Annotated in this window: 16 protein-coding genes; 7 read left to right on the top strand and 9 right to left on the bottom strand. The window is 37.0% G+C overall.

Features of this window, described 5'->3' with window-relative positions:
- Window positions 1–6: 6 nt before the first annotated feature.
- On the bottom strand, window positions 7–2,373 hold the full coding sequence (gene lon, locus ACT5E3_RS13225) for an endopeptidase La (protein ID WP_444994014.1): 2,367 nt from the start codon (window positions 2,371–2,373) through the stop codon (window positions 7–9).
- Window positions 2,374–2,602: 229 nt separating this feature from the next.
- Between lon and ACT5E3_RS13220 the strand changes: the two genes are divergently transcribed.
- The 5 genes from ACT5E3_RS13220 to ACT5E3_RS13200 all read left to right on the top strand — a co-directional run bounded on the left by ACT5E3_RS13220 (window position 2,603) and on the right by ACT5E3_RS13200 (window position 6,498).
- Window positions 2,603–2,890, top strand: a complete 288-nt coding sequence (locus tag ACT5E3_RS13220; protein WP_444994013.1) for a hypothetical protein — start codon at window positions 2,603–2,605, stop codon at window positions 2,888–2,890.
- A 119-nt stretch (window positions 2,891–3,009) separates the two neighbouring features.
- Entirely contained in the window at window positions 3,010–3,477 is a 468-nt protein-coding gene (locus ACT5E3_RS13215; RefSeq protein ID WP_444994012.1) for a hypothetical protein, read from the top strand.
- Complete coding sequence (locus ACT5E3_RS13210) at window positions 3,474–5,426, top strand: ATP-dependent DNA helicase (protein ID WP_444994011.1); 1,953 nt, start codon at window positions 3,474–3,476, stop codon at window positions 5,424–5,426. Before ACT5E3_RS13215 ends, ACT5E3_RS13210 begins: the two co-directional genes overlap by 4 nt.
- A 9-nt stretch (window positions 5,427–5,435) precedes the next feature.
- Window positions 5,436–6,140: a tRNA (adenosine(37)-N6)-threonylcarbamoyltransferase complex dimerization subunit type 1 TsaB gene (gene tsaB / locus ACT5E3_RS13205; RefSeq protein ID WP_444994010.1), complete on the top strand. Its 705-nt coding sequence runs from the start codon at window positions 5,436–5,438 to the stop codon at window positions 6,138–6,140.
- Window positions 6,141–6,180: 40 nt separating this feature from the next.
- Window positions 6,181–6,498: a hypothetical protein gene (locus ACT5E3_RS13200; RefSeq protein ID WP_444994009.1), complete on the top strand. Its 318-nt coding sequence runs from the start codon at window positions 6,181–6,183 to the stop codon at window positions 6,496–6,498.
- On the opposite strand, the gene ubiT is transcribed toward ACT5E3_RS13200, so the two are convergent.
- From ubiT to mutS, 3 genes are all read right to left on the bottom strand, one after another.
- Window positions 6,475–6,981, bottom strand: a complete 507-nt coding sequence (ubiT, locus tag ACT5E3_RS13195) for a ubiquinone anaerobic biosynthesis accessory factor UbiT (RefSeq protein ID WP_444994008.1) — start codon at window positions 6,979–6,981, stop codon at window positions 6,475–6,477. The two genes, ACT5E3_RS13200 and ubiT, sit on opposite strands and share 24 nt — an antisense overlap.
- A gap of 118 nt (window positions 6,982–7,099) precedes the next feature.
- A complete protein-coding gene (gene fdxA, locus ACT5E3_RS13190; RefSeq protein ID WP_444994007.1) occupies window positions 7,100–7,423 on the bottom strand; it encodes a ferredoxin FdxA in 324 nt (107 codons plus the stop codon).
- Between the two features lie 104 nt (window positions 7,424–7,527).
- On the bottom strand, window positions 7,528–10,101 hold the full coding sequence (gene mutS / locus ACT5E3_RS13185; RefSeq protein WP_444994006.1) for a DNA mismatch repair protein MutS: 2,574 nt from the start codon (window positions 10,099–10,101) through the stop codon (window positions 7,528–7,530).
- Window positions 10,102–10,224: 123 nt separating this feature from the next.
- On the opposite strand from mutS, the gene ACT5E3_RS13180 reads away from it, so the two are divergent.
- Window positions 10,225–10,701, top strand: a complete 477-nt coding sequence (locus tag ACT5E3_RS13180; protein WP_444994005.1) for a CinA family protein — start codon at window positions 10,225–10,227, stop codon at window positions 10,699–10,701.
- 112 nt (window positions 10,702–10,813) lie between these two features.
- Here the strand turns inward: ACT5E3_RS13180 and ACT5E3_RS13175 are convergent, their stop codons facing one another.
- Complete coding sequence (locus ACT5E3_RS13175; protein WP_444994004.1) at window positions 10,814–11,863, bottom strand: Leu/Phe/Val dehydrogenase; 1,050 nt, start codon at window positions 11,861–11,863, stop codon at window positions 10,814–10,816.
- Between the two features lie 94 nt (window positions 11,864–11,957).
- The gene (gene amaB, locus ACT5E3_RS13170) at window positions 11,958–13,478 is read right to left on the bottom strand and encodes an L-piperidine-6-carboxylate dehydrogenase (protein WP_444994003.1); all 1,521 of its coding nucleotides are present in this window, start codon (window positions 13,476–13,478) and stop codon (window positions 11,958–11,960) included.
- Window positions 13,479–14,080: 602 nt separating this feature from the next.
- Here amaB and ACT5E3_RS13165 point away from each other — a divergent pair.
- On the top strand, window positions 14,081–14,554 hold the full coding sequence (locus ACT5E3_RS13165) for a DUF4826 family protein (protein ID WP_444994002.1): 474 nt from the start codon (window positions 14,081–14,083) through the stop codon (window positions 14,552–14,554).
- 53 nt (window positions 14,555–14,607) lie between these two features.
- On the opposite strand, the gene ACT5E3_RS13160 is transcribed toward ACT5E3_RS13165, so the two are convergent.
- From ACT5E3_RS13160 to ACT5E3_RS13150, 3 genes are all read right to left on the bottom strand, one after another.
- Window positions 14,608–14,856, bottom strand: a complete 249-nt coding sequence (locus ACT5E3_RS13160) for an EF-hand domain-containing protein (protein ID WP_444994001.1) — start codon at window positions 14,854–14,856, stop codon at window positions 14,608–14,610.
- A gap of 53 nt (window positions 14,857–14,909) precedes the next feature.
- Complete coding sequence (locus ACT5E3_RS13155) at window positions 14,910–16,046, bottom strand: saccharopine dehydrogenase C-terminal domain-containing protein (RefSeq protein ID WP_444994000.1); 1,137 nt, start codon at window positions 16,044–16,046, stop codon at window positions 14,910–14,912.
- A 79-nt stretch (window positions 16,047–16,125) separates the two neighbouring features.
- Entirely contained in the window at window positions 16,126–17,457 is a 1,332-nt protein-coding gene (locus ACT5E3_RS13150; protein ID WP_444993999.1) for a CsiV family protein, read from the bottom strand.
- Window positions 17,458–17,461: the final 4 nt, after the last annotated feature.

Here is a 17,461-nt window from a genome sequence, read left to right as displayed (position 1 = left end):
TACAGATTAAAAAAGTAAACGGAAAACTTCATCATAGTGTTCGACAAATGAAGCTTGTAAACCTTGCTTTATGTGTTTAGGTAGTTTTTCATAGCGTCCCTCAACTGACTTAGGCAAAATTAATCGATTAATACCTTCTCGCTTAGCCGCAATGACTTTTTCACGAATTCCTCCAACGGCTAAAACTCTACCGCTAAGGGTTAGTTCACCAGTCATTGCATAACGCGGTTTTGGCTTTTTATTTAAAGCTAAAGAAAGTAATGCCGTTGCCATTGTTATTCCTGCACTTGGTCCGTCTTTTGGAGTAGCCCCTTCAGGCACATGTAAATGAATGTACTTTTTATCTAGGTTTTTTTCATCAACCCCATACTCTTTTAGATGAGCTGCAATGTAACTATAAGCAATATCTGCTGACTCTTTCATAACATTACCTAGTTGCCCGGTTAGCTTAAAGCCTCGTGAACTACCATGAATTCTTGCGGCTTCAATATTCAAGGTAACTCCCCCAAGAGAGGTCCAGGCTAAACCTGTTGAAATACCTACGCCGGATAATAATGATTCTTTAGTAAATACGGGCATACCAATATAGTTTGCCAGGTTATTTTTTGAAATAGTCATTTTGCTTGATTTATCATGAACCAACTTAACAGCACATTTACGGATAATTTTGGCTAATAATTTATCGAGGTTTCTAACACCGGCTTCTCTTGCATAACCATCAATTAAAGACTTAAGTGCAGATTCTGAAAGTTTAATTTTAGATTTAGCAATGCCAGCTTTTTGCAATTGTTTAGGCCACAAATGGTTAGTTGCAATTTGGAGTTTTTCTTCAAGTATATAACCACTTAAGCGAATAACTTCCATACGGTCGAGTAGGGGGCGGGGGATAGTGTCAAGCTGGTTAGCGGTACAAATAAATAATATTTTTGATAAATCGTAGCGTGTGTCGAGGTAGTGATCTAAAAACTGACTATTTTGTTCAGGATCGAGCACTTCTAATAATGCTGATGAAGGATCGCCTTGATAGCTGTTACCTATTTTATCAATTTCATCGAGCATTATTACTGGGTTCGAAGAACCTGTTTCATTTAAAGCTTGAATGATCTTACCTGGCATCGCTCCTATGTATGTTCGTCTATGACCCTTGATTTCTGCTTCATCGCGCATACCACCAACAGAAAATCTAAAAAATTCTCGTTTTAAGGCATTCGCAATAGAACGACCAATAGAGGTTTTTCCAACCCCTGGAGGACCAACTAATAGTAAAATTGATCCCGACAGTTCATTTTTTAACGAGGCCAAAGCTAAAAACTCAATAATTCTTTCCTTAACATCATTCAGTCCAGAGTGTTCTTTATCTAAAGCTGTTTTGGCAGAGCGTAACTTTAAATTATCTTGTGTATGAATACTCCATGGAAGCTTCGAAAAAACTTCAAGGTAGTTGCGTGTGACTGCATATTCAGGAGAACCAGATTCTAAAATCGCTAACTTATCCCACTCTTCGTAAAATTTGGTTTTGGCAGCCTCTGGTAAAACTTTATTAGTAATATTTTTTTCAAATCTTTCTAAATCTGCTGTTTTATCATCTTTGGCAATGCCTAGCTCTTTTTGAATAGCTTTGAGCTGTTCTCTCAGAAAAAAACGTCGCTGATGTTCACTCAGTGTTTCTTCAACTTGATCTTGTATATCCTGCTGCAATTGAGCGACTTCTAGTTCTTTTTTAATAAGAACTAAGACCTTTTCCATTCGACGTTTTAAGTGAACGGTTTCTAAAACTTTTTGGAGTGAATCTCGGGTCGCAGTGGTAACACTGGCGGCAAAGTCCGCTAGTTGAGATGGTTCGTTAGGATCAAATCGGTTGAGAAAAAATTTAAGCTCTTCACTATAAAGAGGGTTTAAAGGGACTAACTCTTTTAAGGTGTTAATAATTGCTACGGCATAAGCTTTTAACTCGTCAGACTCTTTATATTTGGGTTCATTGGGATATTCAACCTTAACAATATAAGGCGGTTCTTTTCTTATCCACTTTTTGATTCGAAACCGTTGTAAGCCTTCAGCTATAAATTGAACTTTACCTGAAGATAAAACCGGGTGGTGTATTTTAACCAAAGTACCTACTTCAAAAAATTCTTCCGGCTTGGCATTTTCAGGTAATGGATTTTTGACTAACACTAAACCAGTGATGTTGCTATGCTCATCATTGATATATTCAATAGTATCTCGCCAGCTTTCTTCATTCATTAAAATTGGAAGAGTTTGAGGCGGGAAAAAAGGTCTTTCACTGATCGGTAAAAGACAAATTTCACTTGGTAGAAACTTATTTTCTTTTTCTGTTTTTTTTATTTTTCTTATTTGTTCGTTATGGATTTCCATAATTGAGATATTTTCCTGTCAAACCAAATGCATAATAGATAGTTAGAGTTTGCAACAATTTGTAATTATAGCAAGTAAATTTTGATTCACTGAGTATTCCAAAATTGTAATTTTTTTAAGCTTTTTATAAAATTAATAAAATTGGCTGTTTTTTAGCCGATAATAAAGGTGTGCTGCTTTGAAAAGTGCAGATGAATTTTAAATGATTATAGTATAGTGTGGTGAGCTTATGGTTAACATTGGAGATATTAGCAAGCCTAGTGGTGGGGTAACGCCAGCTAAGACCAATCGCTCAACCAAAGCGACGAATAAAGTCGAAGCTGTTGAAGTTGTTTCTCCTACTGATAAAGTCTCTATCGATACAAAAAGCAAAGAAAAACCGGATAAAGAAAAACAAAAAGAATCCAAAACAACTCATCAAAAAACAGCCAAAGCTAGCGACATAGATGAAACCACCGCTACTTATGACGAGCATGGGCAAAAGCACAATAAGAACCAAATAGATTATAGCGTTTAATATTGATTGTCGTATTTAATTCGGCCTGCGGTTTTATTTAAATTACTGTCAAATCATACAGGTGCACGTTATAATTTTGCGCAATACAGCAATAATTAATTAATAAGTAAACTATCAAAGTGTCTAAATCTGCAAGCAATAATACCTATGATATTTCTCTATTGATGGAACAAACCCGCTTGCTTGCGGCTGATTATCGGCAATCTACCGGGCATGCACTACCTGTTACTGTTGAATTAGCTCGTTTTGATGCTATCGATAAATTGAACTTGAAAAAACTTGATGGTGAACAAGGTATTGATGCTATCGATGTGAATGGATCAAATGAAAAATACTTGGTTAAAGGACGCGTTATTTTTAAAGGAGGAAAAGCTCGTCAGAAGTTAGGCCAGTTAAGTTTAGAAAGTGGATGGGAGTTTTTATTGATGGTCTTATATGAGCCAGACTATCAACCCTCGCAAATTTATAAGATAGATCGCAAAATTATCGAAAAAGAAATTGCTAACAACCCTAAAGATAAAAGAGGATCAATGACTGTTGCCAAATATAAGGCTATTGGCGAATTAGTTTGGACTAATGAGCCTTGAGTTCTTCAGAAGTTGAAATCATTGAGTTGCTAAGCGATTCTGGTCCTTTTGCAAAAGCCAACGAGAACTTTAAAACTCGCCGAGAACAGCAAGAAATGGCCACTGCGGTTAATAACGCAATTCAGTCATCTGAAAATTTGCTAGTAGAGGCAGGAACAGGGGTTGGCAAAACCTTTGCTTATTTATTACCCGCTTTACTGTCAGACAAACAAGTTGTTATTTCTACCGGAACTAAAAACCTTCAAGATCAACTTTTTAAGCGTGATTTACCTGTAATTTTAAAAATTATGCAAATAAGCCCAATGACGGCATTGTTAAAAGGACGGGCGAATTATTTATGTGAATATCGATTAGAGTCGACTTTAGCATCTGGACGTTTACCTGATCCTGTTGCAGTGAAGCATTTGTCGTTAGTTAATCGTTGGCGAGATAAAACAACGTCAGGGGAGTTAAGTGAGTTATCTGCGCTACCAGAAAATTCGCCGGTAATTTCTTATGTAACGAGTACCGCTGAAAATTGTCTGGGACAAGATTGTCCATTTATTGAAAAGTGTTTTTTAGCCGCTGCCCGCGAAAGAGCACGCAAAGCCAAAGTTTTAGTGGTCAATCATCATATACTGCTAGCTGATCTGGTACTTAAAGAAGATGGTTTTGGAGAGCTGCTACCAGATACTGACGTATTTATAGTTGATGAAGCACATCATTTGGCGAAAACCGCTTATCAGTTTTATGGAGATTCAATTTCTAGTAGACAAATCAATGAGTTATGTAGGGAAGTTGAACTAGAATATAGAACTCAGGTGACTGATAGTAGAGATTTAATGCTTGATGCGCAGCGACTTGCTAAAGAAGTGAAAGAATTTCGTTTAGCCTTGCCTGAATACGATATGCGAGAAGACTGGAAAGCAAACCGAAAGCTAACTGATGCATTAGATTCTTTATCTAATAAAATCAATGCCCTTTATGATATTGTTAAAGTTAATTCTACTCGAACAAAGGTGTTAGAATCATGCTTCGAACGATTAATTAGTTTTCAACAAGTTATTAAACAGTTTAAAGCTGAGCACGAAAAAGAGATTAGCAGAGTTAATTGGTACGAGACCGTTAAAAGTGGATTTCGGTTGCACACAACACCACTGAATGTGGCTGGTTTGTTTCAACAAAGTCGACAACGATATGCCAAATCAAGCTGGATTATGACATCGGCTACATTGACGGTTAATAATTCTTTTGAACATTATATCCAAGCGCTTGGCTGGGAGGCGATTCAAACACTTCTATTACCTTCTTCATTTGATTACCCAAAACAATCTCTTTTATATGTACCTCGTCAGCTGCCATCTACCCGTGATTATAAACACACCGAAAAAGTCATTGAGTCAATTATTCCATTATTACAAAGTGCTCAAGGGCGCACCTTTGTGCTTTTTACCAGTCATAGAGCACTTAAAACAGGAGCTGAGTCTCTTAAGGCGTTGGAACTCTTTAACTGTTTAGTTCAGGGAGAAGCCAGTAAAGATGAATTATTAAAACGGTTTACAACGGAAGAAAATGCGGTTTTATTAGCTACAGGAAGTTTTTGGGAAGGGGTCGATGTTGTTGGCGATCACCTGATTCTTGTGGTGATTGATAAGTTGCCATTTGCGCCACCAGATGATCCAATACTTAATGCTAAAATAGCAGAATGTAAAAAGAACGGAGGCAATCCGTTTTTTGACTTACAGATACCAGAAGCTGTACTTTCCCTTAAACAAGGATGTGGAAGGTTGATTCGTAGTGTTAATGATCGTGGTGTTATATGTATTTGCGATCCACGTTTAGTGGGTAAGTCTTATGGTGAAGTTTTTATTAATAGTTTACCCGATATGCGACGAACAAGAGATTCTGAATTGGTTGTCCGGTTTTTGGCTGATATAATGCTGCCTCATAAGCTTTCGTCAAATCCATAAGTTGTTTTCATGACTAAATTATTATCGATAGATGCTTCAACTGAAGCCTGTTCAGTTGCTTTGCTTAACGGTGAGCAAGTGACAGAGCGTTATCAAATTGCTCCCAGAGAACATGCCCAACTTTTGCTACCGATGGTAGACTCGTTATTATCAGAGTCAGGTATAGTGCTCAGTCAACTAGATGCGATAGCGTGTAATGTTGGACCAGGGGCTTTTACAGGTATTAGAATTGCCGTTTCAGTCGCTCAAGGCTTGTCATTTGCAGCCGATCTACCCGCTATTGCTATATCAAGTCTGGCTAATTTGGCACAACAAGCATTTGATAGTAGTGATGTCGAAGTTTGTTGGCCGGCAATCGATGCACGTATGCAAGAAGTCTATTTGGGACATTTTGTGCTTAATCAGCAGGGGTTTCCTGAAACTTTGACCCCAGAGCAAGTGATTGCGCCTGAACTCATTAATTTTAAACAAATGAGCGAAAGGCATTCTTCTAAGGTGATCACCATTGGCAGTGGTTGGTCGGCTTATCCTCAGCAGCTCAAAACTGGCTCACAGTACATTTTGGGCTGTTTAGATGATAAATATCCACGAGCTAGTGCTAGTTTTGTGATGGCATCAAACTTTTTTAAGGCCGGATTGCTGCTAAAATCCGAAGAATTACAGCCTACTTATTTAAGAAATAATGTGGCTAAGAAGAAAGTGGTTAAAAATTAAACTATAATTACAACAGGAAAAGGAACCAATTACTTGTACGATGAAAGTTACTAGCACTATCCCACAATCTTACTTTGAGTTAAGACGTCCAGAATCTAGCCAAAAATTTCATAATGGGTTAGCGGGTAGGGCTGATAATGCCCTAAATCAAAATGAGCAGAATACAACTGATCAGAGAGTCAATAAAATACCGCCATCTAACACTCTGATACAAAAGCTCGAAAGTAATTCTCAACCATCAGACTCCTTTACCCGCAGCCCGAGTAATCAGCCCCCAGTCCAGCAGTATCAAATCAACCAACAACTTATTCAAAGAGAAGAAATTGGTAATTTATTAGGTATTGACTTGTTTGCCTAAAAGCAACTTGAGTAGTTTAGGCATTGTTTCTGGATCAAACGCATCGATTGTGTTTTTCAGCTGATGTGCTAATTCAGTATCACCATTAATACTTAGTTTCCTTTGAAAAAACAGCGTATCAGGATCTTTTTCTTGAAGCATTAAGCAGATTGCGTCTGGCGTGTTGATTGATAACTCGGCGTCAGCGATTTGTTTTAATTGGCTAAAGTATAGACATACCAGTTTTTTATGTGAAAAACTAAGGCCAATATTTAAATCAGCGTCTTTAATATTGATAAGCACAATTTTATTGGTTAAAAAGTCAAAACAGTTATCAATAATTTGCTCTTTAAGAATGGTATTGAGTGTTATTTCAATCAATTTTTTGTTAAAACTAAAGGGTAATAGCGTTGATATTTTTGCCAGTTTGTCGGGCGTTAAATGACGACTAATAAATGAAGCTTTTGTTTTTATTAATTGATGAACAACAATAGGTAGTGACATAATTAACTGGTGAATAAGATAAGTATTCAGCGCATTGTATTGAGGCGTTGACCTAAGTTGGCTGACTTAGATCAAAGATTAATCATGAATTTGTTTATTGTTATGAAAAAGAGTAGGGCTATTTCTCCAAATACTTCAGTTTTTCTTTCACTCCATCCCATTTTTCTGCTTCAGGTAAAGGTTCCTTCTTTTCAACAATATTTTCCCAGTTTTGGGCCAATTCTGCATTTAACTCAATAAATTGCTTTTGATCAGCCGGTACATCATCTTCTTCAAAAATTGCCTCGGCAGGGCATTCAGGCTCACATAATGCACAATCAATGCATTCATCAGGATCAATGACTAAAAAGTTTGGACCTTCATAAAAACAGTCGACAGGGCAAACCTCTACACAATCTGTGTATTTACATAAAATACAGTTATCGGTCACTACAAATGCCATTGGGTTCTCCAGAATATCGATAAATTCAGCGGGTTCTATCTGGCGCGTATTCTATCGAATAAACAGCACAGGGTGAACCCGTTAACGATTAAATTCATATAAAATTAATGGGGTTGGGTTAAAGTATAGATTAAGTCAAGTGCCTGTTTAGGAGAAAGCTCGTCAGCATTAATTGACTCAAGTAACTCCAACCTTGCATCTGTTTCTGGGTGGCTAAACATATCAACTTGTTGGTGTGAATCGGTTGAAAGAGGTTCGTTGCTATCATGATGTTTACCTTGTTCTAAATGTTTTTGATAATTAGTTGCTAGTAAGGTAACGGCATGGGGAACACCTGCAAGTCTAGCAACGTGTATTCCATAACTTTTACTTGTAGGGCCTTCGTGAATTTGATGATCCAGCACCAGTTTGTTGCCGTGCTGGATCGCACCAAAGTGTAAGTTTTTAATGTTAGGGTTTGATTGAGTTATTTTAGTTAACTCGAAGTAATGAGTGGCAAACAAAGTGAGTGGATTAATCTCTTTTGATAGATAATCCAGCGTTGACCACGCAAGAGCAAGACCATCATAAGTACTGGTCCCACGGCCTACTTCGTCTAATATGACCAGACTATTTTCAGTTGCATTATTAAGTATGTTAGCTGTTTCACTCATTTCTACCATAAAAGTAGAGCGCCCGCCCGATAAATCATCCGAAGCGCCTATACGGGTATAAATTGAATCAAGGATACCTATTTCTGCTTCAGCTGCTGGAACATAACAGCCTGCATGTGCGAGCAATGCAATAATTGCAGTCATACGCATATAAGTTGACTTTCCTCCCATGTTAGGGCCTGTGATAATCAAACTTTTATGTTCTTGATTAATTAATACATCGTTAGGGATGAAGGGATCTTGTTGAAAAGCTTCAACAACAGGATGACGTCCATGAATAATATTTAGCCCCCCCTTATTGTTGATTGTTGGCCTAACGTAGTTTGCTTGTTCTGCAATTTCTGCATAGCTTTGTAGTACATCTAAGCGGGCGATTTGGCTTGCTGTTTGTTGTAGTGCTTCTACAGAAGGTAATAAAGATTCTACCAAATGCTGATATAACTGCTTTTCTAATGCCAGTGCTTTTGATTGGCTTGATAACACTTTCTCTTCTAATACTTTGAGCTCTGGTGTAATAAAACGTTCGGCATTTTTAAGTGTTTGTCGACGTGTATAACTAATCGGTGCATTGTCTGACTGAGCTTTTGATATTTCAATATAGAATCCATGAACTTTGTTATAACCGACTTTTAAAGTATTAATTCCTGTGGCTTCTCGCTCTCTTTCTTCCATATCACTGAGCAGGCTGCTTGCATTATTTGATAAATAACGCAACTCATCTAATTCTTTATTATAACCGTCACGAATTACATTACCATCTCGTAAAACAACAGGAGGGTTATCAAAAATAGCAGATGATAATAATTCGTGAGTATCGCTGTGTTCAGGCAGGTCTTTGCCTAGTTGAGTTAAAAGCGGTGTATTTTGTGCTGCCAACCAGTGGCGTAAATCAGGTAAAATAGTAAGGCTTTCTTTTAAACCTGTTAAGTCTCTAGGACGACAGGTATTTAAAGCAATGCGTGTTAAAATTCGTTGCATGTCTTTAACTGGGGTAAGAATACTTCTTAATGTTTGTAAATCTTGAGAATTGATTAATTCAGTCACTACATCAAGGCGTGCTTCAATCGCCTTTTTATTGATTAAGGGCGCGTGGAGCCAGTTTTTTAATAAACGACATCCCATTGCTGTTTTTGTCCGGTTGATAACATTGAAAAGCGATTTTTCTTGTTCACCGAAAAGGTTTTCGCTAATTTCAAGATGTTTACGAGTGTGACTATTTAAATGTAATATTTGTTGACTATCAAAGGCTCTAATGCGGTTTAAATGACTAAGTAAACTTTGTTGAGTTAATTTGGCATAATTGAGCGCTGCGCCAGCAGCACAAATCGCTGCTTGAGAGTTATCGCATCCAAAACCATCGAGGTTTTTAACTCGAAAGTGTTTTAATAGTCCTTGATAATTTTGCTGATAATCGAATTGCCAGTCTTCTTGCAGTTTTAAGGTATAATTTTTACCGGATAACAACACTGAGTAATGTTCGTCAGCAAGTATTTCTGCCGGATTTAAGCGAGCGAGTTCGCTCAACAGTTGCGCTTCATCTGCAAACTGGTTACAGTAAAATTCACCACCAGCTAAGTCAATCCAGGCAATACCATATTTTTCTTTTTGCTTGCTTTTTTTAAAGTGATAAATAGCAACGAGTAAATTTTCTTGGTAAGAGTCTAAAAGACTATCTTCGCTAAGCGTACCAGGTGTAATAACTCTAACAACCTTTCTTTCAACAGGTCCTTTACTCGTTGCAGGGTCGCCTATTTGTTCACATATAGCAACAGACTTTCCTTGTTTAACCAATCTTGCCAGATAATTATCAACTGCATGGTAGGGAACACCAGCCATTGGAATTGGATCACCATTACTTTTGCCCCTATGAGTTAGTGTAATACCAAGCCAGTCTGCGGCTTTATGCGCATCATCAAAAAAGAGCTCATAAAAATCGCCCATACGATAAAAGAGTAAAATATCTGGATATTCTAACTTTATATCCAAATACTGCTGCATCATTGGTGTATGTGTTGATTTATTCAAAAATAATCCTGAAAAACAGTTTAAAATATAACAGAAGTTTTAATTAACCAAGTTTGGGTTAGGATTTTACTAGAAATACTTTATAAACCAAATAGAATTGTTCGCATAAATAGGAGATACGCCATGCAGCAACTAGTTTCTCAACTGTCGGTTCGTTTGATTTTTAAACAACTTAAAGTAGTAACAGTCGAGTCTTGTACTGGAGGATGGATAGGTAAAGCATTAACCGATCAAGCTGGAAGCTCTCAATGGTTTGCGGGCGGGTTAATTACTTATACTAATGAAAGCAAAACACGCTTAGCAGATGTTCCTGCCACAATGATAGAAAAGTACGGCGCTGTGTCAGTGCAGGTTGCAGAAGCAATGGCACTTGGCGCTCAACAATATTTTGAGCAATGTGTGAGTGTTGCGGTGAGTGGTATTGCAGGTCCTGATGGCGGCTCTAAAGAAAAGCCTGTTGGTACTGTATGTATTGCTACGTGTTTAGCTGGTAAAACTCATTGTAAGCAGTATCACTTCACGGGAAATAGGGAGCAAGTCAGGCAACAAACGGTTACTCAAGCATTAACCATGGTTATGGAAATTATAGAAAAAGTTTGATGATTGAAATGAAAGTTGCAGTTGAATATTGGTGATAAGAAAGTAGCAATCGAGAAAAAGTACGAAGCAAGCAATTAACTTAAATTTTTGCCTCGCACCTAATCTATAATTTTTATGAATTGTTTTTTGCGTCTTCTATTTTTTTTCTGGCCAACTCATCGGCAACTAAATTCGTTGTTTTACCATCAGTTTCAGCTGCTTGGAAAATTTCTGACAATGTGCCATAGATTGCGCCAACCTTATCAAGCGAGTCTTGTTTATTATACTCACCACCATTTTGTTCAAAAGAAATATTAATGATCCCACCAGCATTAATGACATAATCTGGAGAATACAAAATGCCTTTCTGTTTTAAAACTTCGCCGTGTCGATCTTCTGCAAGTTGATTGTTAGCAGCACCTGCAACGATTGAACACTGTAATTGAGGAATGGTTGCATCATTGATAGTTGCACCCAACGCACAAGGTGCGTAAACATCAACGTTTTGTGCATAAATTTCATCTTTATCAACTGCCGTGGCACCTAAATTATCAACCACACGATCGATTGATTCTTTATGAATATCTGTGACGAATAGCTCTGCACCTTCCGATCGGAGGTGTTCACATAAATAATAGCCAACATGGCCAAGTCCTTGTACTGCGACTTTTACACCCTCTAGACTATCTCTGCCTAATTTATGTTTAACTGCAGCCTTCATACCTTGATAAACACCAAAAGCGGTAAGTGGAGAAGGGTCGCCACTACGACCTTCAAGACCCAATACATAATCTGTTTTACGATGAACAATGGCCATATCACCAGTATTAATACCAACGTCTTCGGCTGAATAATAAGAACCATTCAATTTGTTTAAAAATGAGCCAAATGCTTCAAATAATGCATCAGATTTCATGGTCTTAGGGTTGCCAATGATTACTGATTTACCACCCCCCATATTTAAGCCGGCCATCGCATTCTTGTAGCTCATGCCACGAGAAAGGCGTAATGCATCAATTAACGCACCTTCATCTGAATTATATTCCCACATTCGACAACCGCCAACTGCTGGGCCAAGGGCTGTGGAATGAACACAAATAATTGCACTCAGACCAGAGTCTTTGTCACGACAAAAAACAACTTGCTCGTGATCATCATATGCACGTAAATTAAATACCGCCATGTGTTTCTCCTGATGAGATTATTCTAAAAGCAGCGACTAAATTGGCTTAGTCGCTTAGTTTATTGTTTTATTGGTTTGTTTTTATTTACATTGTTTAACCAATGTTAAAAGTAATGCCTTGTGCTAGAGTTGGTTTGTCACCCCAGAAAATAGTGTTAGTTTGTCTTCGCATATAAGCTTTCCATGAATCAGAGCCAGCTTCTCTACCACCACCAGTATCTTTTTCTCCACCAAATGCTCCGCCAATTTCTGCGCCTGAAGTGCCAATATTAACATTAGCAATACCACAATCACTGCCAGCATAAGATAGGAACTTTTCTGCATTATTAAGGTTTTGGGTAAAGATTGCCGAAGATAACCCTTGGCGAACACCGTTATTAATTTCTATTGCTTCTTCAATTGTTTTAAATGTCATAACATATAAAATGGGGGCAAAGGTTTCACTTTGTACTACTTCCCAATGATTTTCTGCACGAATAATAGTGGGCTCAACATAAAACCCTGGACGATCGATTTTAGAACCACCAAAAAGAATATCACCGCCTTGTTCTTTAGCTTTTTGAATGGTGGCTTCAAAATTTGCTACGGCAGTTTCATCGATTAGTGGCCCCATCAAGTTATTAGTATCGAGAGGATCGCCAATGGTAACTTGTTTATAAGCATTGACTAAAACATCGACAACCTTATCAACAATAGATTCATGTACAATTAAACGTCTGGTTGTTGTACAACGTTGACCCGCTGTGCCAACAGCGCCAAATGCTACCGCAGGAATAGCGTGTTCTAAATTAGCTGTTTCATCTAGAATAAGCGCGTTATTACCTGCTAGTTCAAGTAAACTTTTGCCCATTCTTTCTGCCACTCTAACACCAACCATTTTTCCAACCACAGAAGAACCAGTAAAAGAGAGTTTTTTGACTCTTTTGTCATCAATAAAGCGTTCAGCTAATTGGTTTGACTGGCCATCAACAAACAGATAAAAAATAGGTTTATAACCAGATTCGGTTAGAACTTCGTTACAAATATTTTGTACCGCAATAGCTGTTAGTGGGGTTTTAGGACTTGGCTTCCAAATAGTGATATTGCCACAAATAGCGGCAATAAAGGCGTTCCATGACCAAACAGCAACAGGAAAGTTAAATGCCGATATTACGCCGACTAAGCCTAATGGTTGCCATTGTTCATACATTCTGTGTTGTGGGCGTTCTGAATGCATCATTTTGCCATAAAGCATGCGCGATTGACCGACAGAAAAATCTGCCATATCAATCATTTCTTGAACTTCGCCGTCACCTTCTGCTTTGCTCTTTCCCATTTCTAAAGAAACGAGGCTGCCTAATGCATCTTTTTTTGCTCTGAGTGCATCACCCATTTTGCGAACAAGCTCACCTCGAATTGGAGCGGGTATAGCTCGCCATTCAAGAAAGGCCTCTTCTGCATTATTAATAATTGTTTCATAATCTTGTTCAGAAGCCGCATATACCTTGGCAATTTCTTCACCATTGGCTGGGCTAAAGGATGTAATTATTTCGGATTGGGTGTCTGACCATTGATTGACTCCCCAACAAGCGCCTGAATTTATCGGTTTTATTCCTAGTTCAGCTAGAATATCCATTTGGTTCCTCTCTAAGTTAAAGTGGTATTTAAGTACTGGCGACATTAATAATTTTAATCTCAATAACCTATTAAATACGATTAAAATCAGTCGATTATAAAGTTAATAACTCGGCCTAATTACTTAAGAGGGTAGGTGTCGTATGTAACATTATAAAGTCTTCACTTAAATATCTACGTTTGCAGATGGAAAATGAGGCGCAAAGATACCATTGCTTTTAATGAATTGCCAGTATATTTACTCATGAAATAGCCTGTAAACATTGAGGTTGCTGCGAAGCGAAATATAAATAATTAATTACAAATTTATTCAAATAAAAGCTAATTATTGCACATTTAGACGATTAAAATGATAGGACGTTACGGCTTAGAGATATAGAGTGGAAATAATGGATAAACTGGTTATATATAAATGGATTTAAAATGGCAGGGCTTAAAACGATTAGGGTGTTTTTAATTAAATTACCTTGAACAAATAAAAAAAATCCCTTAGTTTATGCCCAATTTTTTAGTTAGAGATTCAAAATTAGACTACTTTTAAGTATCTACTTTTATTTTCAAGTATCTAGTTTGATAGTACAACACCATAAAGGACCTTAGTATATGACCGTTAAAGAAGCACCACAGGTTGCACCAGAAGAGAGTATAGATAAACAGGAAAAATTTAATCAGTGGAGCCAAAAAGAACTCGTAAAAATTCAAAAATTTTGTTTTTCTAAAGGGATTCAAATCAAAGATTTTAAAAAAGAAAAATGTCTCTCTATGCCGCCATTAGTTGGTATTTGGTATATCATTTCAAAAACTAAAGGTGAAGATTATTGGGTGATAAGTGGTGAGTTACCAACAGATATCGCTCCTGTAAAAGTCGCTAAAGATGAGCGTGATGTAACCCGGTATTTTTCAATGTCCTGGCACTTAAAAGCAGCCAGAATAGAGGAGGCTATTGCTGAAGGAAAGCAAATGGGTGATAAAGAAACTCAAGAAAAAGTAGTTAAAGAATTAATCGAAAAAGCCGAAGCTTTATCACAAATACATAGAGATGAAAACCTGTGGAAAAATTCAGGTTTAAGTATTTAGTCATTGAATTGTGCCTACCAAAAAACTTTTGGTAGGCAATTTAATATCATTAATTAATATTCCCACCAACAAGTTTGCCACCAGGCTATAAACTCTTCTAAATCAATATGGCCGTCATTGTTCTCATCCACAATAGAAAAACCTTCTGCGCCTTGCTCAGCAGAAGTTGAAGGAGAAATGACTTGTAATAACTGGGTGAATTCAGCTTCATCAATTTCACCATTGCCATCACGATCAAAAAATTGAAAGTTATCTTTTATTTCTGCTAGTTGTTGTTCTGGTATTTGACGAATTTCAGCCATTGTTATAAACCTATTATTAAGTAAAAATTAATTAACATTCTTTGTTTTTAAACTTATTCAAGTGTAAATTGTTCAATTCTATAATCTACGTTACGCTGTTTCAAATAGTCTAATATAAATTGATAAGCACCTTCAATAGCACCTAAAGATTCTGGTGCAAATACGCCTGGTTCTAATTTATTATTGAGAGTGAAATTAGCGATAGCAGTTGCAGTATAGCCAGTTGTTCTTGCCATTGATGAGGTTTTTGTTTGTTCACACCCTTTGTCAAGCAAACGATAAATATACTGGCGCTTCTTACCATTTTCTTCACCTTCTATTGTGATTCTTACCACTGTAAATTCTTCATCGGAATTTTTTAGCTTCCAGTTATCCTCTAATATTTTTGCTGTTACATCTATAGGTCTAAAGGGCAAGCCATCAATCTCAATTGGCTCCTCAGAAAAGAACCCTGATTTTTGTAATACTTTTATATATTCAGCATGGCCGGGATAGCGTAGCGTTTTTTCCTTCATATATGGAATATGATCCATGGTTTCGATTAAAGTCCTTAAGCCATCAGTATTAAAAGCTTCTAGTGTGCCAACACGCTTTATTTCCATTAATTCACAATCAGACAAAGGTTCTCTGATCACCAATTCGCCATTTTCAACGTAACGAGCTGGTCTGGTATATTCTTCTATGACATCTACCGGTGAAAAGGGGGCTTTATAGTTAAATGGCCACTCGCGTTTGCTAGGCAAGCCTCCAACTAAACATTCAAAACTTTTGACTTCTATTTTTGTGTCCATGTAACCTAAAATTATATTATCCATACCGGGTGCTACGCCGCAGTCAACCACAGCATAAACATTATTCTTTTTGGCTAAATAGTCTAGGTCAAAACAATTTTCAGGAAAAAAAGAAATATCAATAACATTTTTTTTTGCCTGTAAAATTTTCTTTAATGTTTCAAACCCCATAAAGCCAGGAACAGCACAAAGTACCAACTCATAGGGAGCTAAAATTTCTTCATAATTATCCGCTTCTTGTAAATCAAAAAAAACAGTATTGATATTTTTGTTAACTTTTGCCAACTGATTAAGGGCTTTTTTATTTTTATCAATTGCCGTCACTTGGTAGTTTGTTGCTAGATCTAAGGCGATAGCGCTGCCAATCATACCGCTTCCTAATACAACAATTTTGTCCATTATTTACTCCAAAATTTAGGCTTTAATTATTAACTATGAATATAATGCTTAGTTAAAAGTTTAAACTTATATCAATCTATTAGAATGACGATGATAGTGTTGGTAAATCTTGAGGGTTAGCAGGCTCAATGGTATAGGGCCTAATCATGATTAGTACACCGATTAATGGGTGATCAAAAAAGTGAAGCTCTCCACTTTTAATTTTTCGAGATTGTTTTAAAGAGTAATTAAATAGTCTCTCAATATATAGTTTTTCTGATTCTGTTTCTAAAAAATTATCATCGATTTCCCACGAAAATTGAGACTTTTTGGACTGTGTTAATAACTCTGTTTGTTGGGCAGAAGAACTTGTTAACTGATTATTACCAGCTAAAAGGTTATCTAATCCGTTGGTAGACTGATTGGTGCTCTGCTCATTATTGGTCGATTGAAGCGTTTGAGGGGTTAACGTTGTTGAACGATCCATAGTAGGATAAATTTGATCCTTCAGCATTTCTAAATTAATGACTTCAACTTCTTCTTTATCAGGTCTGCGCAAATATAAATTAGTTTTAACATGCAAATACCGATTAAGGTAAACTTTAATATCACCATCTAGCTCTGGAACCCAAGGTTTTCGGACAAACTTAACGAGTAGATTTGAGTCATTTAATTGATCAGTTGAAGTTAAAGATTGTTTATCGCTTGTTGTCAGTGATGAATGATTAGATAACTGACTACTGGGACTATTTTGAGTATTGGCAGTAATGGTGTTAGGCTCATTACTGTCCATAGTTGTTGGCTCTTGGATAGCTTCTTCTGAATAAGAGTGTATAGAAACTTTACTACCATCATATTGATATTCAGCACTAAAATCTTTGCCGCCTGCTATTCTAATATGTGGAGCTTCTCTTGAATTCAGTACTGGTTGACGCCATGCCTGATGTAATAAAACATGATAGTCAGGGTGTCTCCCAAGGCTTTTCGCTTCATTGAGCAATTGCCGAGATTCATCTGGGAGCAATATAAAAGGGGGCTCGTTAATTGTAGACTGTACCGTTGTTTCTTGTGTCGAAATTTGTGACACATTTGAAATATTTTGCTGATTGTTTACCACTACTGTAGTGTCTTCTGTATTTTTAATATCATTAAGAGATATTTGATCAAAAGGTTGGACAAAATCAATCAGGTTTTCTGCTTGCGTCAATTGTGTGTCTTTTCGCCAGGATTCCTCAAATAGCCCACCGTTACTTGTTGATTTAAATACTATTATCTCTACTTCAAACCAGCGAGGCTCTTCGGCAACTGTTGTATCTGCGATGGCAGTATAGCTATTAAAAGCGATAATTCCAGATATAACTGCTAATTTAAATTTATTCATAAGCATCATCAAATATGTCTTTTTATCGATTAACTCAATTGTTTTTTGCATACTA

It is taken from the genome of Aliikangiella litoralis (genome assembly GCF_052495765.1).
Note: the sequence above shows the minus strand (reverse complement) of the source record. Positions and strands in the feature narration are given on the sequence as shown.